This window comes from Streptomyces sp. LBL (assembly GCF_029893585.1).
In the GTDB taxonomy this organism is placed as follows: Bacteria; Actinomycetota; Actinomycetes; order Streptomycetales; family Streptomycetaceae; genus Streptomyces.
Genome location: NZ_JARXYX010000011.1, coordinates 149014 through 169645, shown reverse-complemented (window position 1 = coordinate 169645; position 20632 = coordinate 149014). Strand labels below are relative to the sequence as shown.

Here is a 20632-nt window from a genome sequence, read left to right as displayed (position 1 = left end):
GTCAGCGCCTCAACTTGTAGCCGAAGCCACGGACCGTCTCGATTCGACCGGCGTCGATCTTCTTTCGCAGCCGCTGCACGCACAGGTCGACCACACGGCTGTCGCCGTCCCAGCCGTAGTCCCACACGTTGCGCAGCAGGGTCTGCCGGTCCAGGACAATGCCCGGGTGCGCGGCGAACTCCAACAGCAGGCGAAGTTCGGTAGGGGCCAGTGCAACCGGCTCACCGGCCAGGAACACCTCCAGGCCGGCCGTGTCGATGGCCAGGTCCCCGAAGACGAGCCGGTCGTTCCGGCGGCGCGAGTCGTCCTGATCGAAGCGGGCCGCCTGATCCGGTTGGTACTGGTCCGGCCGGTCCGGTCGGTGGACCGCGGGTCCCGCCGTCGCTACGACGCTACCCGCCGGTGCCGCAGTCGGCGCGAACGTGGCGCGGCGCAGCAGCGACCGGATCCGGGCCACCAGCACCGCGGTGTCGACCGGCTTGACGACATAGTCGTCGGCGCCGGCCTCCAGGCCGGACACGACGTCCATGTTGTCCCCGCGGGCCGACATCATCAGGATCGGGGCCGTGCTGCTCTCCCGGATCCGGCGGCACAGCCCGATGCCGTCGAGCTCCGGCAGCATGACGTCCAGCAACAGCAGGTCGTGCCCGCCCTCCCTGAACAGTTCGAGACCGGTCAGCCCGTCACCGGCGGAGACGACACGGTAGCCGTAGCGCTCCAGCGCCATCGCGACCGACCTGCGGATCACCTCGTCGTCCTCGACGAGCAGGATCGCCACAGGCGCCAGGGCGTCTCCCCCTGCCACTGGAACCGACATCTCTTCCCATCGGACGTAGGTGTTGAAGATCCATCATGCAAAAGAGAATCTCTGGCTGTCGTATTCCGTCTGCACCGCGCCGCACCCGCACCGGGGCCGGGTTCGCCGAACCGAACCTCCACCAGACTGCCCGACCAAACAAGATCACCAAGAGCAGTTGCCGAATCCGCCAACAAAGTCCTTCAGGGCCGGGTCAAGTTGACGCCAGCGCTTCCACCAGCCGGAAGGCCGAGTCCGACTGGTACTGCCCGCCGTACTGGTACGGGTCCAGGCGGAGCTTGAAGTCCTTGTGGCGCAGGTAGCGGCCGGGGTAGTTCACCGCCTCCAGCATGATCGCGCCGGAGACCAGCGAGGTGCGGGGGCAGAACGTGGCGTCCTGCTTGAAGAGGGAGGAGCCGTCGTCGCGTTCCGACCGGAGGACGAAGTTGCGGTGGCGCAGGTAGCTGCCGTCGGTCGTGGCGAAGGAGTAACAGGAGGCGTCGGCCAGGCCCTTGGCCAGTTTGAAGGTGGCGTCCTGGCGGGCCGAGCCGTAGGTGACCCGGTCCAACCCGACGTAGCTGCCGTTGACGTGCCAGTAGCGGTCCGGGTAGTTGACCGAGCGGACCGAGCGCCAGGTGGACGACGGCTTGGGCGCGGCGGAAGTGGGGTGCGCCGCGGGGGGTTCGGGCGGGTCGGCCGGCTGCGTGGAGGGGGAGGGGGAGCGATGCGGCTTCGGAGCGGTCGTGGTGGCGGGGCCGGCCGAGGGCTTGTCGCTCTTCCTGCCCGGGCCGGCGGCCGGGGACGCCGTGCCGCTGGGGGAGGCACTGGCGTAGGAGATCAGACCGGGGCCGGTCGGATCGGCCGCGGTCGTGCGGTCCTGTCGGTCCTGTGCGGCTGATGTGTCGTCGGCGTGCCGGTCCGTCAGGACGATCGCCGTCACACACGCGGCGACGGTGGCTATCGCCAACGCGCCGGCCAGCCACAGTCGTCGTGTCCCCGGCACCCGGGAGGTGTCCGGGGCCCAGCCGCTCTCCCAGGGCTGATCCTGAGGAGGCCGGGACTTTCCTTCTGGCATGCGCGGTTCCTCCACCGGCGCCCGGGGCGCCGGCTGCGGCGGTGATGGGGAAGTAGGTGAACGGTGAAACACTAGTGGAGCCTGTGGCTTCATTGCAGCCGTTTGAAACGGCCGGATTCCACATTCCTTTTCCCAGGGAGGGTCCCGGCTCCGCCGGGACGACACGACCCGCCACGGCACCACCCGCACCCAGCCGGGACGAACCGGTACCTGAGACGCCCCGTCCGCTGGTTGGCCTCCGTGGGTCCCAGCCGGTTAGGTTGCCCATATGACCGACACGACTGCTCCTCGTACCACCGGCGCTGTTGCCGCCGGGCTCGCCACCGTCGCCGCCGACGGCACCGTACTCGACACCTGGTTCCCCGCACCCGAGCTGGCCGCGGAACCCGGTCCCTCCGGCACGGAGCGGCTGAGCGCCGAGCGGACCGCTGAGCTGCTCGGCGGAGGCGCGAACGCGGCGGTCGGGCCGGACGCCCGTCGCGGCGTCGAGGTGGTCGCGGTCCGTACGGTCATCTCCTCACTGGACGAGAAGCCGATCGACGCGCACGACGTGTACCTGCGCCTGCATCTGCTGTCCCACCGGCTGGTCCGGCCGCACGGCCAGAGCCTGGACGGCATGTTCGGCTTCCTCGCCAACGTCGCCTGGACCTCGCTCGGCCCGGTCGCCGTCGGCGACATCGAGAAGGTACGGCTGAACGCCCGTGCCGCGGGGCTGCACCTCCAGGTGACGAGCATCGACAAGTTCCCGCGGATGACGGACTATGTCGCCCCGAAGGGCGTGCGGATCGCCGACGCCGACCGGGTGCGGCTCGGTGCGCACCTCGCCGAGGGCACCACCGTCATGCACGAGGGCTTCGTCAACTTCAACGCGGGCACCCTCGGGACCTCGATGGTCGAGGGCCGGATCTCCGCGGGTGTCGTGGTCGGGGACGGGTCCGACATCGGTGGCGGTGCCTCGACCATGGGCACGCTGTCCGGCGGCGGCAATGTGATCATCTCCATCGGCGAACGCTCCCTGATCGGCGCCGAGGCGGGCGTCGGTATCGCGCTGGGCGACGAGTGCGTGGTCGAGGCCGGTCTGTACATCACCGCCGGTACCCGCGTGACCATGCCCGACGGGCAGATCGTCAAAGCCCGTGAGCTGTCCGGCGCCTCCCACATCCTGTTCCGCCGCAACTCGGTCACCGGCACGGTCGAGGCCCGCCCGAACAACGCGGTCTGGGGCGGCCTCAACGAGATCCTGCACAGCCACAACTGATCACCGGCGGCCGTGACCTGCGGCCGCCTCATCGATCAACGCCCCGACCTGCTGCCGAGCTGCCGGCAGCTGTCGGTAGCTGTCGGCGTTGGTCATCGTTGAGCGCCCTCCACGGCCGGGGACGGCCGGGGACGGCCGGGGAAGGGCGCTTACACGTCGGTCCACGCGGGAGCCCGTCTTCGCGTGCCGCTGATCAGCCCGCGGTGAGCGACTCGTACGCCGCCAGCAGAACGTCGGCCGTCTCCCGGTCGGCGGGCCGCAGCGGTGCGCGGACCGGGCCCGCGGGCAGGTCCAGGGCGTTGAGGAGTCCCTTGACGGTGACCGCGCCGGGCAGGCCGGAGGACATCAGCAACTCGATGAGCTCTGTGGCGTGTTGCTGGAGGCGGGCGGCTCGGGCCGTGTCGCCCGCGTCGAACGCGTCCAGAACCGCGCGGAGTTGGCCCGGGACCACGTTCGCGACGGTGCTGATGTATCCCGCGCCGCCCACTGCGTACAGGGCGAGGTTGTGCTCCTCGCAGCCCGCGTAGTACGCCAACTCGGTGCGGGAGAGCACCTTCTGGGCGCCGAGGAAGTCGTAGGAGCAGTCCTTGACGGCGACGATCCGGGGGTGGTCGGCGAGACGGATCAGGGTGTCGGGCTCGATGCGGATGCCGGTGCGGCCCGGGATGTCGTAGAGGACGAGCGGTAGTCCGGACGCGTCGGCGATCTCACGGAAATGACCCTCCAACGCGTCCTGAGGGGGCCTGCTGTAGTACGGGCTGACCACCAACAGGCCGTCAGCGCCCGCCTTTTCGGCCGCCAGTGCCAAGTCGACAGTGTGCCGGGTGTCGAAGGTACCCACCCCCGCGACAACCGACGCCCGCCCGTCCACCGCCTCGCGCACGGCCGTGATCAACGCGGCCTTCTCCGCATCCGTCGTCGTCGGTGATTCGCCCGTCGTACCGGACAGGACCAGCCCGTCACAGCCGTCCGCGACCAGCCGCTCGGCGAGAGCCTGTGCGCCGTCGAGGTCGAGCGCGCCGGCGTCGGTGAAGGGCGTGATCATGGCGCAGAGGGTGCGGCCGAAGGGGTGGGGTGTCGTCATGGGGGTAGTCTCGGCACGCCGACAGTGAAGCTCCACTTATTTTCTACGAGATATTCGTAAGGGATGCTGATGTGCTGCCGGTCGTGCGCGGGCGGCATGCCCTATGTCCGCGTCGCCCCTCATGGGCCACCAGGCCAGGGCGGTCGACGACCCCTGGTCATGCGGGGCGTAATGAAGCTCGGCAAGGCACTCGCCACCGGAGTCGCGGAAGAGCGACCGCAGGCCCACCGTGGAAGAACCTGAACCCGAACCGAACCCGAACGTGAACTCCCCGAAGAGGTCCCGGCCGTCCGATGAGGCTGCGGCTCTCTCTGGAAGCTGGGGCATCCTCGCAGAAAACCCGGTGAACCGCTGCCGTGCAACCGTGCATGGGTATCGACGGCGGGCCAGGGGTACCCGGGGGTTCCCCTACCGAGAGGAGGCGAACCGTGACCGCGACCACGGCCCCCAAGGCGGCACACGACGAACACCATTCGGTGGGCGAGCTCGTCGGACAGGCCACCGAACAGCTCTCCCGACTCGTACGACAGGAAGTGGCGCTCGCCAAGGAGGAACTGGCCGAGAAAGGCCGTCGCGCGGGACGCGGCGGCGGGCTGCTGGGCGCCGCGGGCGCTGTCGGCTACGCCGGGCTGCTCGCGCTGGCCGCCGCGGCCGCCGCCGCGCTCTCGCTGGTACTGCCCGTGTGGGCCGCGGCGCTGATCGTGACGGGCGTGCTGTTCGCACTCGCAGGCCTGCTCGCGGCGGCCGGCCGCGCACAGCTGCGCCGCGCCACCCCGCCCACGCCCGAGGAAGCCCTGGGCAGCGTGAAGGCCGACGTCGAGGAGATCAGGGAAAGGGCGCACCGATGACGGACATGGACAGGACAGCGCACGGGAACAAACACGAACGCGGGAGCGAACCGGGCGGTGAGGCCCCGCAGGAGGTCGGCGCCAAGGGACCCGACGAACTGCGCCGCCAGATCGAGCGGACCCGGGGCGAGCTCGGCGACACGGTCGAGGAGCTGGCCGGGAAGGTCGACGTCAAGGGACGTGCCCGGGCACGGGCGGAGGACCTCCGCGACAAGGCCGGCGCGATGACGGTCCAGCTCCGCAGCACCGCGGCGCAGGCCGGCCACACAGTTCAGGAGAAGACCCACGCCATGGAGCACCGCCTCCAGCACAGGACCCACACCGTGGAGCACAACCTGCCCGTCCCGGTCCGCAACGCGGTCGAGGCGGGCCGGCGGAACCCGCGGCCGGTGCTGGTCGCCGGGGCGGCCGTAGGAGTCGGTGCGGTCGTGGCGGTGGGGGTACTGCGACGGCGTCACGGGCGGTGAGCACGGAAAACGGATGAACTGCTTCAGGTCCGGACGAGGCCGCTCTGATAGGCGATGACGACGAGTTGTGCGCGGTCGCGGGCATGGAGTTTCGTCATGGCTCGCTGGATGTGGCTGCGTACGGTCAGCGGGCTGAGGAAGAGTTCGTCGGCGATCTCGGCGTTCGATTTCCCCAGGGCCGCCAGCGCCGTCATCTCCCGCTCGCGATCGGTGAGGACGGTCAGACCCTCCGGGTGGACGAGCCGGGCCTCGGGTTCCGGGGTGGCCAGGAAGCGGGTGACCAGGGCGCGGGTGGCGAGAGGGGAGAGGAGGGAGTCACCCGCGGCCACGGTGCGGATGCCGTCCAGGAGCACATCGGCGGTGACGTCCTTGCCCAGAAAGCCGCTGGCGCCGGCCCGCAGCGCCCGGGCGACGTGCTCGTCGTTCTCGAAAGTGGTGAGGATCAGAACGCGGGTGCCGGCCAGATCGGGGTCGGCGCAGATGGCGGCGGTCGCCGTCAGACCGTCGGTCCCCGGCATACGGATGTCCATCACGACGACATCGGGACGGTCGGCGCGTGCCTGTTCGACCGCTTCGCCCCCGTCGGCGGCCTCGCCGATGACGCTGATGTCCGAGGTGGAGTCGATGAGGACGCGGAAAGTGGCCCGCAGAAGGGCCTGGTCGTCGGCGAGGAGGACGCGGATGGTGCTCATGTGGCCCCATTTCTCTCGGATTGTTGAGGGGGCAGCGGCAGTGTGCCGGTGACCTCGAAGCCGCCTCCCGGGCGGGGGCCCGCCGAGAAGGTCCCGCCGACGGACTGGGCGCGCTCCCGCATGCCGACCAGACCGAATCCGCGCCCGGTGGCGGGGCCTGCGGTGGCGGCGGCTCCGTCGTTGCTGACCGTCAGCGTCAGCCGGTCCCAGGAGTAGCGGAGGTGCACGCGTGCCGTTCTGCCTGCGGAGTGCTTGGTCACGTTGGTCAGGGCCTCCTGCACGATCCGGTAGGCGCTGAGGTCAGCCCCGGGGTGCAGAGGGCGGGGCTCTCCCTCGACATCGGTGGAGACGTTGAGACCTGCGGCGGCGAAGGCCGTGGTCAGTTCCGCGAGCCGGGCGAGTCCGGGGGCGGGGCTCATCGGCAGGTCGATGTCGTTGTCCTGATCGTTGTCCTGGCGCAGAAGTCCCACGGTCGTCTTCATCTCGCGCAACGCGGCCGCGGTGGTCTGCGCGAGGTTGTCGAGCATGGCACCCGCCTGATCGGGTCGGGTGCGCACCAGGTGGGCCGCGGTGCCGGCCTGGGCGTTGGCCAGCGCCAGGTGATGGGCGACGACATCGTGGAGTTCGCGGGCGATGCGCATGCGTTCCTGCGCCACCCGGTGGCGGGCTTCTTCCTCACGGGTCCGTTCGGCGTGTTCGGCGCGGTCGTGCACCGCGTCGACGTAGGCACGGCGGAGTTGGACGGCGCCGCCCCCGACAGCGGGCAGGAGGACCCAGGCGACGGGGTTGACAGCGGTGAGCATGAACGTTCCGTAGCCGTCCGGGGAGGCGAGGAGAGCCGTGGCGACCAGCAGCAGCATGGTGAGCGTGGCATAGGTGCGGGTGGTTCTGCGGTCGGTGAGCAGGCCCAGTGAGTACAGGGCGGCCATGAGCGGGGCCTGGTCGAGTGGACTGAGCAGATATCCCTGGGCTCCTTCCACCAGGGCGCACAAGGCGGTCACCGCCACCACCGTGCGGGGGTTGCTCCGGCGCCGGAGCAGGGTTGCGCTGGAGAGTGCGGACAGCAGCACCGTGGGCCAGATCGGGAGCCGTGCGTCGAGCGTGTTGCTGCTGAAGACGCTTCCGGCGGCGGAGAACACGAACAGCGCCAGGGCCACCGTGATGTCCACCTCGCGGGGATGGGACTCCAAACGGCCCCGCCAGGGAGTACTCATGGTTCTCTCTCTCGTCGGCCGGACCGCCTGATGGGCGGAGGCCGGGCGGTGGCGTCCTTGCGGACGGCCGTCATCCAGTCCGGCACTCAGTCCGGAATCCAGTCCTGCATCCTGTCCGGAATCCTGCCGTAGGTTCTCGCTCCCTGGCCACAGACGGGTCCATCCCGCGCCTCGACATCGAGGAGTCGATGCCGAGGCGCGGGCGCTGAAACCGTTGACTGCGCCGACCGGGCGGAGACGGGTGCCGGGACGGCGAGCCATCAGTCGTTCCGGCCCCCGGAGCGGGTGGTCACCTGCGGGCCAGCACCATGGTGTCGTGATGCGGCCGGCCCGTGGCGGGCCGGGCCTGGAGGGCCTCGCCTTCCACATCGACGTTGGGCAGTGCCTTGTCGAGCCATCGAGGCAGCCACCAGGCCTTCTGGCCGAGCAGGGCGAGCACGGCCGGCACGAGGGCCATCCGTACGACGAAGGCGTCGAAGAGCACCGCGATGGCGAGGCCGAATCCGATGGTCTTGATCATCGATTCGGGTGAAGCCACGAACGCGGAGAACACAGCGATCATGATGAGAGCTGCCGCGACGACCACGCGGGCACTGTGGCGGAATCCGGTGAGCACAGCCTGGGCGGGCCTGTCCCCGTGGATGTAGGCCTCCCGCATGCGGGCGACGAGGAAGACCTCGTAGTCCATGGCGAGGCCGAAGACGATGCCGACGAGGAAGATCGGCATGAGGCTCATGATCGGCCCGGTCTGCTCGACGCCGAGAAGTTCGGCGCCCCAGCCCCACTGGAAGACCGCCACGACCGAGCCGAGGGCGGCCAGGACGGAGAGCAGGAAGCCCAGAGCCGCCTTGACGGGAACGAGTACGGAGCGGAAGACCACCAGGAGCAGGACGAAGGCCAGGCCCACGATGATGGCCAGGTAGGGAATCAGGGCGCTCTGCAGCGCCTGGGCGATGTCGATGTTCATCGCCGTGCTGCCCGTCACCTCGAAGGTGGCTCCGGTCGCCGATTCGGTGGCGGGGCGCTCGTCACGGATGCTCTGGACGAGGTCCTTCGTGGCCGCTTCGTTCGGGCCGGCGGTGGGTGTCGCGGAGAACATCGCGGTGTCACCGGCCGCGTTGAACTGGGCGGGCGAGACGGAGACGACGCCCTTCGTGTCGCCGATCTTCGCGGTGATCGCGGTCACGGCCGCCTTCGCGTCGGGGGCGTTCCCGGCGTCCACCACGATGGTCAACGGGCCGTTGAAGCCGGCCCCGAAGCCCTCAGCGAGTGCGTCGTAGGCACGCCGCTCGGTGGTCGAGGTGGGCTTGGCCTCGTCACCGGGCATGCCCATCTGCAGATCGGTCACCGGCAGGGCGAGGACGCCCAGGCCCGCGACACCGGCCAGCAGGACCGGCACGGGACGCCGCAGCACGAACCGCGCCCAGCGAGTTCCGCCGTTCTCCTGCGGCACGCTCTCGGGCTGCTCGCCACTGCCGCTGCGCATGCCCGTCTTCTTCCGCGTGGCGCGCGAGAGGACGGCCTGGGGCCAGAAGCCGAGCAGCGCCGGGACCAGGGTCAGGGCGATGAGGACCGCGACGACGACCGCGCCCGCGGCGGACAGGCCCATCTTGCTCAGCATGGGAACGCCGATCACCGTGAGGCCGGCGAGTGCGATGACCACCGTCAGCCCGGCGAAGACGACGGCCGACCCGGCGGTTCCGGCAGCCAGAGCGGCCGCCTCCTGCGGGGCGTGGCCCTTGGAACGCTCCTCGCGGTAGCGGGAGACGACGAACAGCGCGTAGTCGATCCCGACCGCGAGGCCGAGCATGGTGGCCAGGGTGCCGGTCGTCATGGTCAGGCCGAAGGTGCTGCCCAGGGCCAGGATCGAGCACAGACTGATGCCGACGCCGATGATCGCGGTGAGCAGCGGCAGCCCGGCTGCCGCCAGCGACCCGAACGTGATCACCAGCACGACCGCGGCGAGGGCGACGCCCATGCCTTCGGCCATGCCGCCCGCAGCCGGCTGGGACGTCAGCGCGGTTCCGCCGAGCTCGACGGTCAGGCCCTTCTTCTTGGCGACGTCGATGGCGCTTTCCAGCGTCTTCTTGGTGGCGTCGGTCAGGTCGGCGGCCTTGACCTTGTAGCCGACGGTCGCGTACGCGGTGGTGGCGTCCTTGCTCACCGCCTTCGCCTTGAACGGACTCACCGCACGGTCGACCTGGGAGCCGGCGGCGACCTTGTCCACGAGTTCGTCGACGGCGGCCCGGTTGTCGCTTGCGGTGATCTTCTGGCCGTCCGGGGCGACGAAGACGATCCGGGCGCCCGCGCCCTGGGAGTCGGAGCCGGGGAAGCGCTGGTCCATCAGGTCGAAGGCCTTCTGCGCCTCGATCCCGGGCATGAACGAGCCCTCGTCGTCGGCGGCGGGTGCCGTGGCCGCCGCGGCACCCACGGCGACAAGGACGGCTGCCCACACCAGGAGGACGGACCAGCGCCGTCGGAAGGCCGTGCGGCCCAGGCGGTAGAGGATGGTAGCCACGAGTCAGGATTCTCCGCATCTGATCTTGGGTATGTCCCAAGACTGGCTGACTCGGCCCCCCACGGCGTCGTGCGCCTGCTGGCAACTTGCCTGCTGCAACGGCACGACGCTTTCCGCCCGCTCGTACTCCTGAGGTATGACGCCCCGTCCGTGGGCCGGAGTCGACAAGAGCACCGCCGGGCAGCACCCCGCCGGACGCAACCTCAGGGCACCGCCGGGCAGCACCCCGCCGGACGCGACCTCAGAGCACCGCCGGACGCAACCCCAGGGCACCCCCGGCTGCCTAGGACACCCCCGGCTGCTTCCCCCGCGCCGCCCGCAGCCTGGCCGGCCACTTCCGGGTGTCCCGTGGTGCCACGTACGGCTCCTCCGTCGGTGGCAGGCCGTCGCGCGCTGTCCCACGACTCCCAGCAGGGACACCATCACCAGCACCGCCGGAAACAGCGACAGGGCGCCGTAAACCCGAGTAGGCCGCAGCCTCACCGAAAATTCGAATCGTCTGGACAAAAAAAGTGTTCGGTGAGACGGTGGACCCATGCTGGACGTGACCGTGATCGAGGACCCCGAGGCCGCAGCCGTCTCCCTGGACCCCATAAGGGCGCGGCTGCTCGCCGAGCTGACGGCCGGGCCCGCGTCGGCCGCCATGCTGGCCGGCCAGGTCGGACTGCCCCGGCAGAAGGTGAACTACCACCTCAAGGCGCTGGAGCGGCACGGCCTGGTCGAACTGGCCGGCGAGCGCCGCAAGGGGAACGTCACCGAGCGGCTGATGCGGGCGACCGCCGCGTCGTACGTCATCTCGCCGCTCGCCCTCGCCTCCGTACAGCCGGACCCGGACCGCTTCCGGGACCAGCTCTCCGCGCGCTGGATGCTCGCGCTCGCCGCCCGCCTGGTGCGGGACGTCGGCTCGTTGATCACCGGCGCCACGAAGGCCCGTAAGCGACTGGCGACGTTCGCGCTGGACGGTGAGGTGCGTTTCGCCTCGGCCGCCGACCGAGCCGCGTTCGTCCAGGAACTGACGGCCGGCGTGAGCGCGCTGATCCGCAAGTACGACGCCCCGGACAGCGAGGGCGGTCGCGACCACCGGATCGTCGTGGCCGTCCATCCCACGGTCAAGAACCAGGCCACCCCGGAAATCGACTCACCGTAAGCAGGAGCCCGTCATGTCCAAGGAATTCGAGATCGTCCGCGAGTTCGATGCCGACGCCACGCCCGAGGAGGTGTGGGAGGCGATCACGCACGGCACCGGTGGCTACCTGTGGCCGATGCAGGCCCCCGAGCCCCGCGTGGGCGGCACGGCGGCCTTCGGGTCCACGGTCACCGTCTGGGACCCGCCGCAGCACCTCACCATCCGCAGCGAGGACGTCGGGTTCTCCGTACAGAGCGTCAACCAGCTCGAGCACACCATCGAGCCGCGGGACGGCGGTCGCCGCGCCTGGGTGCGCTATGTGCACAGCGGGATCTTCACCGACGACTGGGACAACCAGTACGACGGCGCGAGCAAGCACACCGACTTCTACCTGCACACCCTCCGCGAGTACCTGGCCCACTTCGCGCCCCGGCCGGTGACGTTCGCCTCGCTGGACGGCCCGGAGCAGTCCACCGCCTCCGACGCCTTCGCTGCCGTCGGCCGGGCGCTGGGCCTGGCCGACGACACCGCCCCGGCGGAGCGGGTGAGCGTCTCGGGCCCCGACGGGCGGGCGCTGGACGCCGTACTCGACTACCGCGACCCGTACTTCGTCGGACTGCGCACCGACACCGCGCTCATCCGCTTCTTCGGGCGCAACCACTGGGGCGCCCCGGTCGGCATCAGCGTCCACGACTTCGCCCCGGACGCCGACGCCAAGGCGAACGAACTCGCCTGGCAGGGCTGGCTGAACGGGGTGTTCAGCCAGCCGTGAGGCCTCTTGCCGAAAGGGGGTGCGGTTCCAGCCGTTACGGCTGCACCGTTACGGCTGGAACCGCAGCACCTGCGGATCGTGGTCGCTGATCTGGTCGTGGAACTCCGCGTTGATGTGCACGCTGTCGTACTCGAAGTCGCAGCCCCGCCGGATCGACGGGCTCACCAGGATCTGGTCCAGGACCTGGCTGTTGCCCTGGTAGTCGTAGGTGTAACGCTCGCTCTTCGGCAGCGACTTGATCGCCGACCACAGCTCGCCGTCACCCTCGAGGATCCTGGCGGTCCCGGAGAACTCGAAGTCGTTGATGTCGCCGAGGGTGACGACATCCGCGTTCTTCTGCTTGGCCAGGATGTCCTTGACGAACGCGTTGACCAGCGCGGCCTGCTGGTGTCGCTGCGTCTCGGAGCTGCGCACCGGCGGCTGGTACTGCGCGGTCAGCCCCTGGTCGCCGCCCTTGGAGTTGAAGTGGTTGGCGATCACGAAGACCGTCCGGCCACGGAAGACGAACTCGCCGGCCAGCGGCTTGCGGCTGCTGTCCCAGGCGGCGTTCGCCGGGTCGATCCGGCCGGGGGAGACCGTCAGCGCGGCCTTGCCGTGGTCCTTGGTGACACCGGTGGCGGTCGTGGCGTCGCCGCCCGCGCGGTCCGTGAAGGACACCCGCTCCGGATCGAACAGGAACACCTGGCGGATGTTGCCGCCCGGCTCACCGCCGTCCGCGTTGTTCACCGGGTCGATGGAGCGCCAGTCGTACGTCGGGCCGCCCGCCGCGACGATCGCGTCGATCAGCTTCGTCACCGTCCGGTCGGCGGCCACCGTGCCGTCGTTCGTCGCGCCGTTGTTGTCCTGGATCTCCTCCAGCGACACGATGTCGGGCGACTGGAGATTGTGCACGATCGCGGCGGCGTGCTCCTCGAAGGTGGCGTCGGCCGGGTCGAGGTTCTCGACGTTGTACGTCGCGACCGCCAACTCGCCCTTTTTCTGCCTCTCGGTGGTCTCCCGCGCGAGGTCGGCACTCCTGAGCGTGCCGATCTGGTTCGCGACCAGGGTGTAGCCGCCGAACTGGTTGTAGTCCAGCGGGCCGGCGGTGGTGCCGGTCAGCGTGTCGCCGACGTTCGCGACCGGGAAGTCGGCCGTCGAACCCAGTGACTGGATCTGCAGCCGGCCCGTGTTCTGCGCTTCGTAGGAGCCGTAGACCGTGCCGCCGCGGCGGTTGCGGTTCTCCTGCGGCTTCACCGTCACCCACAGCTCGGCGTACGGGTCGGTGGCGGTGACCACACGGGCGTCGGAGACCTGGACGTTCATGCCCTCCAGGGACTCGTAGTGGTCCAGGGCGTACTTCGAGGGCCGCAGGGGCAGAGCGTTGACCGAGCCGTTCGCGGACGCGTCGCCCGCCGGGGCGTAGGCGTTCGGCACCGACCTCGCGGAGACGACGGTGGCGGCCGGGACCGCGTTGCCGGTGGAGACGACGGTGACCGTCGGCCTGGTGATCTCGGTCAGCGCCTGGTTGCCGGACGAGGTGCCACCGGGGACGTACTCCGAGACCGTGCCGGAGACGGTCACCGCGTCGCCGACCGTGACCTTCGGGACCGAGCTGGTGAAGACGAAGACGCCCTCACTGGTGGCCGGGTTCGCGTCCGGGGCCGGGTCCTGGATCCAGAAGCCTCTGGAGGAGCCGTAGGTGCGTACGCCGGTGACGATTCCGGCCACGTCCGTGACCTGCTGTCCGGCGTACGGCGACATCCGGGTCGTGCCCTGGATGTCATGGATGCGCACGGAGTCGGCGTGCGCGGGGGAGGTGAAAACGACGGTCGAGGCCGCGGAACAGACGGCGGCGACGGTGAGCGCGGCGAGCCGCGCGGAGGACTTGCTCGGCAACGGGATCCCTCCGGGGACGTACGTACGTGGGCGCCGGGACGAGGGTGGTGCGTGGAACGGCGGGAGCGCGACCTGTGCAGCGGCCGACGGTGGTGACGCGCGTAGAAGCTACAGTGGACAGGTGTCCGGCGGCCTTCTGCGCGGGCAGCCCTCTGCACGCTTCTACGCGCGTCAATCTCCTGCTTGGTCAGTCCGGTTGTCAAGGTTTCAGCCATGTGTAGAGGCCGACCGGATGATGAACCGGGCGGCATGGGTGGAAATCCGTCTAGGCTGAGTGGCTGAGTGGCTGAGTGGTAGTACGCGTCCCTAGGAGAACCAACCGATGTCAGACAGCTCTCCCTTGCCCCCGGTGCGGCTGCCCCCCGAAGCGGAGCTGGCGCGGGACGCGCTGTCCACGCCACTGCTGTCCCGGGCCGCACGGCTCGCCCGCTGGGCCGGCCCGGAGACCCGCGTCGAGGCCGGGGGCGGGCTCGTCGACGAGCAACTGCCGGCCGCGGCCGAGGTCCTCGGGCTGAGCGGGGACGAGGCGGCGGCGCACGCGAGTGAGGCCTGGCGGGTCGCCTTCGAGACCGGGCTCGTCGAGATCGTCGACGAGAAGGCCGGCACCGTCACGACCAGCGAGGACCTGGCCCTGCTCACCACGGGCTCCCCGCACGACGTGCTCAGCGTCTGGCTGGGGGCGCTGGAGACCGTACTGGCCGACGCGAGCGTGCCGGACCTGGGTGACCTGGACGACCTGGTCGACGCGGTGGACTCCGGCGGCGAGGTCGACTTCTCCTCCCTGGACTGGGACCCAGAGGCCGAGGCGGAGTTCCTGGACGGCGTGCTCGGTAACCTGTATCTGCTCACCCTCGCCGGTAACGGGCCTGGCGACGTTCCCGTGCCGCTGCCGGCCCTGGCCGCCTCGTTGATCGTGCCCGGCGACATGGGGGAGCCCACCAACGACGTGCTGGAGCAGGTGTCCGACGCGATGATGCGGCTGGACGACCAGTTCCGCCTCCTCGAACCGGTCGGACTCGTGCAGTACGAACCCGTCGACGAGGCGCTGATGGCGGACGCGGAGGACGAGTCCGCGACGCCCCTCGACGACACCGACGTCTCCCGCTACGGCCTGGTCCGGCTGACCCCGCTCGGCCTGTACGGACTGCGGACACGGCTGCTGGCGGCCGGCTTCGAGGCGCCCGCGGTCGGCGACCTCGTGGACAAGGGGGCCGACGCGCTGCTCGACGGCACGGCCACGTTCTCGCCGACCGCGGCCCAGGCCGAGACCGAGCAGTGGCTGGCCCGCCGCGACCCCCTCGCCGCGGCACGGGAGTTGCTGGCGGCGGCGCGCGGCCTGGACGCGGGCGGCCCGCTGCGGCGCCTGCTGTGCCAGCAGGCGCTGTCCCTGGTGGGTACCGAGGCCGAACCGGCCCTGCGGGAGGTCCTCGACGATCCCGAGCTGGGCGGCCTCGCCCGCGTCTGGCTCGCCGAACACGGCGCCTCGGACGTCCCCCCACCCTCCGAGGACCTGGTCTTCTGGCTGACCGTCGACACGGTCGCCGCCCAGCTGGCCGCCGAGGGCAACTCCGACGAACTGAGGGACCTCGTCGAGGGCCTGGCCCAGCAGCACGGCGGCTTCTTCGCCGCGGCCTGGCGGGTCGACCACCCCGCCACGGCGGACGTACTGGAGGCGATGGGACGGCTGCATCCGGACAAGCGGATCGCCAAGGAAGCCAGGAAGGCCGCGTTCAAGGCGCGCTCGCAGCACGGAGGTTGAGGGGGAGGGGCCCGGTTCGGGAAGGGCCCGGCTCGGGACGGCGTACGCGCAGCCGCGTGGGCAGGGGGGCGCGTGAGGTCCGCTCGGCCGGCGGTGTCCGGTCCGGGTTCTTGAGGTGAGCCCGTCCGGTGTTCCGGGGCGGCTCGAAAACGGACCCGTTTTGGCCTCTTCGAGGCGAGCCCGTTTGGTTCTCTTGGGGCCGGGTGTACGCATTCGTGACTCCTCCCCTTCGTGAACGAAGGGGCTTCTCACTCGACTCCGAGAAGTCTCGTGACGGCCAAGCCCTGACCGCTGCCGAGGCAGACCCGCAGCGTACTACGCCACTTCGCGGCTCCGCCAATCAGGATGCGTTTCCCGCCCGGCCTGAAGGCCGGGATTCCCACGCAAGATCACGGATGGAAGCGGGTCCCCTGATGTCGCCCTGTGTTCAACCGGCGTTCAGGCATGGGCGGGACCGTCGAGCGGACCGAGGCCCGCCACCCGCCACGGCACACCTAACGCGTCACAGGAGACACCATGTCGCTCACCCGCAGGGACTTCGCCAGAAACTCCGCGATCACCGGTGCCGGGGTCGCGCTGGCGGGCAGCGTCGGCGCCCTCGCCACCGCGCCCAACGCCCTCGCGTCCACGGAGACCTCCCCGGAGGCCGGGAGCACCGGAACGGAATCGACGGCCGGGCACCACGGCGTCGGCTACGGACCGCTGCTCCCCGACCCCGAGGGCCTGCTCGCGCTGCCCGCCGGGTTCAAGTACCGCGTCATCACCTACAGCGGGAAGACCAAGCTGGAGTCGGGCGAGTTCACCCCCTCCAACCACGACGGCACGGCCACCTTCGACGGCCCGCGCGGCACCACCCTCCTCGTCAACAACCATGAGCTCAAGGGCCCGCGCGCCAACTGGCCCCACCCGGTGCCGCTCACCGAGGGCCTCGTCTACGACCCGGCCGCGTCCGGCGGCTGCACGGTCGTCGAGGTCCGCCCCGACGGACGCGTCGCCGAGTGGGTCGGCATCGCCGGCACCTCCACCAACTGCGCGGGCGGCACCACCCCTTGGGGCACCTGGCTCACCGGCGAGGAGACCGAGGACAAGGCCGGCCAGAACGGCATGACCAAGGACCACGGCTACATATTCGAGGTCGACCCCGAGGACCGCCGCGCCAACCGCGCCCCCAAGCCCGTCAAGGCGTTCGGCCGGTACGCCCACGAGGCGGTCGTCATCGACCCCAAGCGCGGCCACGCCTACCTCACCGAGGACGCCTCCGGCCCCAACGGTCTGCTCTTCCGCTGGACCCCGCCGGCGGGCTTCCGGCACGGCCGCGGCAAGCTGCGCACCCTCGCGGACGACGCCGGCGTCCTTCAGGCCTTCAAGTGCTTCGACTCCGGCGGCAAGTTCGTCGACGACCTCTCCCGCGCCACGAAGATCGGCACGGTCTACGGCGTCGACTGGATCGACGTCCCCGACCGCGACGCCAAGACGGTGGCCGTCCGCAAGCAGTTCACCGACGGCCAGGTCACCCGCGCCCGCAAGCTCGAAGGTATGTGGTGGGGCGACGGCGGCACCTACATCGTCTCTTCCTTCGCCCGTGACGAGAGCCCCGTCCAGCACGACGGCGCCGTCTGGTTCTACGACCCCAAGCGCCGCACCCTGACCCTGAAGGTCCTCCTCGGCGTCAACCCCGACCCCTCCAAGGACGGCGCCTTCGACGGCCCCGACAACATCACCGTCTCGCCCTACGGCGGCCTCGTCATCGCCGAGGACGGCGAGGGCATCCAGCACCTGTTCGGCGCGACCGACAGCGGCCGCACCTACCCCATCGCCCGCAACGAACTCAACATCGGCACCGCCAAGGAGCCGGAGTACAGCGAGTTCACGGGCGTCACGTTCTCCCCCGACGGCCGCACGCTGTACGCCAACATCCAGACGCCGGGCATCATGCTGGCGATCACCGGGCCGTGGAAGCGTCAGCAGCGGTAACAGGGGCGGAACCGATCCAGACGCCGACCGAGCGGTGGGCTGCCTGACACGGCACCGCGCTCATAGGGCCCGTACTTCGGTACGGGCCCCTTTTCTTTTCCCGGTCTCTCTTCGCGGTCTCCCTTTCCGGTCTTCTCTTCCCAGCAATTGACATCTAACATTTCAGTTCATGGAACCCGTGCCACGCACCCTGCTCAGGGACCGCGCCTACGCAGCGATCAGGGATGCCATCGTGACCGGGGAGATCGAGCCCGGTGCCGTGGTGCGGGACGCTGATCTCGCCGAGCGGCTCGGGCTGTCCCGGGCGCCGGTGCGGGAGGCGTTCTCCCGGCTCGTCGACGAGGGGCTGCTGGAGAGCAAGCCGCAGAGCTACACCCGGGTCACCCCGGTCGTCGCCGCCGACGTACGGGACGCGGCGGCCGTGGTCGGGGCCCTGCACGAGTTGGTCACCCGGGTCGCGGTGCCCCGGTTGTTCGCCGCGGACGTCGAGGCGATGCGCGCGGCCAACGAACGGTTCGCGGCGGCCGTACGGGCAGGAGAGGTGGAAGCCGCTCTGCAGGCCGACGACGACCTGCACGACGTTCTCGTCCGGGTGTGCGGCAACCGCGCGGCGGCCGCCACCGTCGCCCGCTACATCCCCCTGATCCGCCGGCTGGAGCGACGACGCTTCGGCGAGGGCGGCACCTGCCGCTCGGTCGAACTGCACGACCAGCTCATCCGGGCGTGCGCGGCCGGTGACGTGGATGGCGCGGTCCGGGTCACGGCGGAGATCTGGCGAGGGCTGGCCGAACTCGCCGACAGCGACTGACACGGAGGACCCATGTCTCTTTCCTCGTACGAACGTTACCCGCTGCTCTTCGGCCCTTCGCCGGTGCACCCGCTCCAGCGGCTGACCGAACACCTCGGCGGCGCCTCCCTCTGGGCCAAGCGCGAAGACTGCAACTCCGGGATCGCGTACGGCGGCAACAAGACCCGCAAGTTGGAGTACCTGGTCGCCGACGCCCTCGCGCAGGGCTGCGACACCCTCGTCTCCATCGGCGGAGTGCAGTCGAACCACACCCGCCAGGTCGCCGCCTGTGCCGCCCGGGCCGGGCTCAAGTGCGTGCTGGTGCAGGAGAGTTGGGTGGACTGGCCCGACTCCGTGTACGACAAGGTCGGCAACATCCTGATCAGCAGGCTCGCCGGGGCCGACGTACGGCTGGTGAAGGCCGGCTTCGGGATCGGGTTCAAGGAAAGCTGGGAGCAGGCGCTCAGGGAGGTCGAGGAGGGCGGCGGGAAGCCGTACGCCATTCCCGCCGGAGCCTCCGACCACCCGCTCGGCGGTCTTGGCTTCGCCGGGTGGGCGTACGAAGTCGCCGAGCAGGAGCGGGAGTCGGGGGTCTTCTTCGACACCGTCGTGGTGTGCTCGGTGACCGGGTCCACCCAGGCCGGCATGGTCGCCGGATTCCGTGCGCTGGAGGAGGCCGGCGGACGGCCACGGCGGGTGCTCGGTATCGACGCGTCGGCGGCGCCCGCCCGCACCCGGGGGCAGATCGCGCGGATCGCCCACCGCACCGGCCAACTCATCGGCGTACAGAAGGAGTTGACGGAGGCGGATGTCGAACTCGACGAGCGGTATCACGCGGGAACGTACGGCATCCCGGACGAGACCACCCTGGAGGCGATGCGATGTGCCGCGCGGACCGAGGGCATGGTCACCGACCCCGTCTATGAAGGGAAGTCGATGGCCGGGATGATCGACCTGGTCCGGCGCGGGGAGATCGACCGAAACGCCACCGTCCTCTACGCCCACCTGGGCGGGCAGCCCGCGCTCAACGCGTACAGCGCGCTGTTCTGACCTGTCCGGCCGATCATGCCGCAGACGGAGCCGATCATGCCGCAGGCGGAGCCGATCATGCCGCAGGCGGACAGGTCCTGGCCCCGGCTCCGACGCCGGGTCCGCGACGGCCGGATACAGTGCACAGCGTGTGGGCCGATAACCAGCAGCGGGAGCCGCGTACCGACCAGCCTGACGGCCCCCGCCGCCGGGCCACCATCCATGACGTCGCCCAACTGGCGGGAGTGTCCCGGCAGACGGTCTCCCGGGCGGTCAACGACAAGGGCGAGATCGACCCGGCCACCAAGGAGCGGGTGCTCGAGGTGGCACGGCGGCTGGACTACCGGCCGAGCCGGTTCGCGCGGGGCCTGGTGCGCAAGGGGACCGTGACGGCGGGGCTGGTGATCCCGGACCTGATGAACCCGTTCTTCCCCGAGGTGGCCGCCGGAGTGCTGGAGGCCGCCGAGCAGCGCGGCTGGCAGGTGGTGGTGTGGGACTCCCGTACCGACGGGGTCCGGGAGCGGGAGGCACTCGACATGCTGTCCCACCAGGCGGACGCGGTCCTGGGCTACTTCAAGAACGCGGACGACGTCCTCGCCCGGCACCTCGGCGGGGTGCCGTTGGTACTGCTGGAGCGCGGCCCGCAGCAGACCCGGTTCGCCGCCGTCGGCATCGACGCCGCCGCAGGGCTGGAGCAGGGCGTCGCCCACCTGGTGCGCTCGGGTCACCGCCGCATCGGCATGCTCGACGGCGACCGGCTGGACGTTCCCGGCCCCCGGCGGGAGGCCTTCCTGGCCGAGGTCCGGCGGCACCGCCTGCCCGTCGACGAGAGCTGGATCGTACGGTGCCCCGAGCACAGCGTCGCCGGTGGTGCGGCCGGCCTGGAGCAACTGCTGGGCGCGCGGCCCGAGATGACCGCCGTCTTCGGCTTCAACGACCTGATCGCCGTCGGCGCGATGCGGGCCGCCCGGCGCCGTGGCCTACGGGTGCCCGACGACCTGGCCGTCATGGGCTTCGACGGGCTCTCGCTGGGCGAGCTGGTGGAGCCCGCGCTGACCACCCTGCACCTCGACAAACGCCGGCTGGGACGGCTGGCCGTCGATCAGGTGGCCCGGTTGCGGGCGGGTGAGAAGCCGCTCGACGGGGCGGACGCCTGGGTGATTCCCGAACTGGTGGTACGGGGTTCCGCCTGACGGGTGGTACGGGGTTCCGCCTGACGCCGCCGGGCCGTCGAAGGTGCGTCAGCACATTGCCGCCGTCGGTCCCTTGACACTGGTTTTCAGCCACCCTGATACTCGACGGCAACGTTCACGTGAACGTTCACGGACCTCAAGAACCCCAAGTCGGTGTCGGCCCCG

Annotated in this window: 17 protein-coding genes; 10 read left to right on the top strand and 7 right to left on the bottom strand. The window is 70.5% G+C overall.

Annotated elements, in window-relative coordinates:
* Nucleotide 1 precedes the first annotated feature (1 nt).
* Both M2271_RS15965 and M2271_RS15960 read right to left on the bottom strand, forming a co-directional pair.
* Nucleotides 2–817, bottom strand: a complete 816-nt coding sequence (locus M2271_RS15965) for a response regulator transcription factor (protein WP_280887864.1) — start codon at nt 815–817, stop codon at nt 2–4.
* A gap of 193 nt (nt 818–1010) precedes the next feature.
* Nucleotides 1011–1871, bottom strand: a complete 861-nt coding sequence (locus tag M2271_RS15960; RefSeq protein ID WP_280887863.1) for an AbfB domain-containing protein — start codon at nt 1869–1871, stop codon at nt 1011–1013.
* A gap of 268 nt (nt 1872–2139) precedes the next feature.
* Between M2271_RS15960 and dapD the strand changes: the two genes are divergently transcribed.
* A complete protein-coding gene (gene dapD, locus M2271_RS15955) occupies nt 2140–3129 on the top strand; it encodes a 2,3,4,5-tetrahydropyridine-2,6-dicarboxylate N-succinyltransferase (protein WP_280887862.1) in 990 nt (329 codons plus the stop codon).
* Nucleotides 3130–3322: 193 nt separating this feature from the next.
* Here the strand turns inward: dapD and dapA are convergent, their stop codons facing one another.
* The gene (gene dapA, locus M2271_RS15950; protein WP_280887861.1) at nt 3323–4213 is read right to left on the bottom strand and encodes a 4-hydroxy-tetrahydrodipicolinate synthase; all 891 of its coding nucleotides are present in this window, start codon (nt 4211–4213) and stop codon (nt 3323–3325) included.
* A gap of 428 nt (nt 4214–4641) precedes the next feature.
* Between dapA and M2271_RS15945 the strand changes: the two genes are divergently transcribed.
* Both M2271_RS15945 and M2271_RS15940 read left to right on the top strand, forming a co-directional pair.
* A complete protein-coding gene (locus M2271_RS15945) occupies nt 4642–5061 on the top strand; it encodes a phage holin family protein (RefSeq protein WP_280887860.1) in 420 nt (139 codons plus the stop codon).
* Nucleotides 5058–5528 (top strand): DUF3618 domain-containing protein, encoded by a 471-nt coding sequence (locus tag M2271_RS15940; RefSeq protein ID WP_280887859.1) that lies wholly within the window; start codon nt 5058–5060, stop codon nt 5526–5528. The genes M2271_RS15945 and M2271_RS15940 overlap by 4 nt, the downstream gene beginning before the upstream one ends.
* 23 nt (nt 5529–5551) lie before the next feature.
* Here the strand turns inward: M2271_RS15940 and M2271_RS15935 are convergent, their stop codons facing one another.
* The 3 genes from M2271_RS15935 to M2271_RS15925 form a co-directional block, all read right to left on the bottom strand.
* Nucleotides 5552–6220 (bottom strand): response regulator transcription factor, encoded by a 669-nt coding sequence (locus M2271_RS15935; protein WP_280887858.1) that lies wholly within the window; start codon nt 6218–6220, stop codon nt 5552–5554.
* On the bottom strand, nt 6217–7434 hold the full coding sequence (locus tag M2271_RS15930; protein WP_280887857.1) for a sensor histidine kinase: 1218 nt from the start codon (nt 7432–7434) through the stop codon (nt 6217–6219). The genes M2271_RS15935 and M2271_RS15930 overlap by 4 nt, the downstream gene beginning before the upstream one ends.
* A gap of 289 nt (nt 7435–7723) precedes the next feature.
* On the bottom strand, nt 7724–9952 hold the full coding sequence (locus M2271_RS15925) for an MMPL family transporter (RefSeq protein ID WP_280887856.1): 2229 nt from the start codon (nt 9950–9952) through the stop codon (nt 7724–7726).
* 535 nt (nt 9953–10487) lie between these two features.
* On the opposite strand from M2271_RS15925, the gene M2271_RS15920 reads away from it, so the two are divergent.
* Both M2271_RS15920 and M2271_RS15915 read left to right on the top strand, forming a co-directional pair.
* The gene (locus M2271_RS15920; protein WP_280887855.1) at nt 10488–11099 is read left to right on the top strand and encodes a helix-turn-helix domain-containing protein; all 612 of its coding nucleotides are present in this window, start codon (nt 10488–10490) and stop codon (nt 11097–11099) included.
* A gap of 13 nt (nt 11100–11112) precedes the next feature.
* Complete coding sequence (locus M2271_RS15915; protein ID WP_280887854.1) at nt 11113–11850, top strand: SRPBCC domain-containing protein; 738 nt, start codon at nt 11113–11115, stop codon at nt 11848–11850.
* A 48-nt stretch (nt 11851–11898) separates the two neighbouring features.
* Here M2271_RS15915 and M2271_RS15910 read toward each other — a convergent pair whose 3' ends face one another.
* Entirely contained in the window at nt 11899–13725 is a 1827-nt protein-coding gene (locus tag M2271_RS15910; protein ID WP_280887853.1) for an endonuclease/exonuclease/phosphatase family protein, read from the bottom strand.
* 322 nt (nt 13726–14047) lie between these two features.
* Here M2271_RS15910 and M2271_RS15905 point away from each other — a divergent pair, with 322 nt between their 5' ends.
* From M2271_RS15905 to M2271_RS15885, 5 genes are all read left to right on the top strand, one after another.
* On the top strand, nt 14048–15484 hold the full coding sequence (locus tag M2271_RS15905) for a hypothetical protein (protein ID WP_280887852.1): 1437 nt from the start codon (nt 14048–14050) through the stop codon (nt 15482–15484).
* Between the two features lie 516 nt (nt 15485–16000).
* Nucleotides 16001–17458, top strand: coding sequence for an alkaline phosphatase PhoX (locus tag M2271_RS15900; RefSeq protein WP_280887851.1), 1458 nt, complete (start codon nt 16001–16003; stop codon nt 17456–17458).
* Nucleotides 17459–17627: 169 nt separating this feature from the next.
* Nucleotides 17628–18266 (top strand): GntR family transcriptional regulator, encoded by a 639-nt coding sequence (locus M2271_RS15895; protein WP_280887850.1) that lies wholly within the window; start codon nt 17628–17630, stop codon nt 18264–18266.
* Between the two features lie 12 nt (nt 18267–18278).
* Nucleotides 18279–19295: a 1-aminocyclopropane-1-carboxylate deaminase gene (locus M2271_RS15890; protein WP_280887849.1), complete on the top strand. Its 1017-nt coding sequence runs from the start codon at nt 18279–18281 to the stop codon at nt 19293–19295.
* 128 nt (nt 19296–19423) lie between these two features.
* Entirely contained in the window at nt 19424–20467 is a 1044-nt protein-coding gene (locus M2271_RS15885; RefSeq protein WP_280887848.1) for a LacI family DNA-binding transcriptional regulator, read from the top strand.
* Nucleotides 20468–20632: the final 165 nt, after the last annotated feature.

What these genes read in the sequence shown, in the direction of transcription:
- M2271_RS15965 (WP_280887864.1), bottom strand. Translation starts at nt 817, where the DNA reads ATGTCGGTTCCAGTGGCAGGGGGAGACGCCCTGGCGCCTGTGGCGATC.
- M2271_RS15900 (WP_280887851.1), top strand. Translation starts at nt 16,001, where the DNA reads ATGTCGCTCACCCGCAGGGACTTCGCCAGAAACTCCGCGATCACCGGT.
- dapD (WP_280887862.1), top strand. Translation starts at nt 2,140, where the DNA reads ATGACCGACACGACTGCTCCTCGTACCACCGGCGCTGTTGCCGCCGGG.
- M2271_RS15960 (WP_280887863.1), bottom strand. Translation starts at nt 1,871, where the DNA reads ATGCCAGAAGGAAAGTCCCGGCCTCCTCAGGATCAGCCCTGGGAGAGC.
- M2271_RS15915 (WP_280887854.1), top strand. Translation starts at nt 11,113, where the DNA reads ATGTCCAAGGAATTCGAGATCGTCCGCGAGTTCGATGCCGACGCCACG.
- dapA (WP_280887861.1), bottom strand. Translation starts at nt 4,213, where the DNA reads ATGACGACACCCCACCCCTTCGGCCGCACCCTCTGCGCCATGATCACG.
- M2271_RS15890 (WP_280887849.1), top strand. Translation starts at nt 18,279, where the DNA reads ATGTCTCTTTCCTCGTACGAACGTTACCCGCTGCTCTTCGGCCCTTCG.
- M2271_RS15935 (WP_280887858.1), bottom strand. Translation starts at nt 6,220, where the DNA reads ATGAGCACCATCCGCGTCCTCCTCGCCGACGACCAGGCCCTTCTGCGG.
- M2271_RS15940 (WP_280887859.1), top strand. Translation starts at nt 5,058, where the DNA reads ATGACGGACATGGACAGGACAGCGCACGGGAACAAACACGAACGCGGG.
- M2271_RS15930 (WP_280887857.1), bottom strand. Translation starts at nt 7,434, where the DNA reads ATGAGTACTCCCTGGCGGGGCCGTTTGGAGTCCCATCCCCGCGAGGTG.
- M2271_RS15905 (WP_280887852.1), top strand. Translation starts at nt 14,048, where the DNA reads ATGTCAGACAGCTCTCCCTTGCCCCCGGTGCGGCTGCCCCCCGAAGCG.
- M2271_RS15920 (WP_280887855.1), top strand. Translation starts at nt 10,488, where the DNA reads ATGCTGGACGTGACCGTGATCGAGGACCCCGAGGCCGCAGCCGTCTCC.
- M2271_RS15895 (WP_280887850.1), top strand. Translation starts at nt 17,628, where the DNA reads ATGGAACCCGTGCCACGCACCCTGCTCAGGGACCGCGCCTACGCAGCG.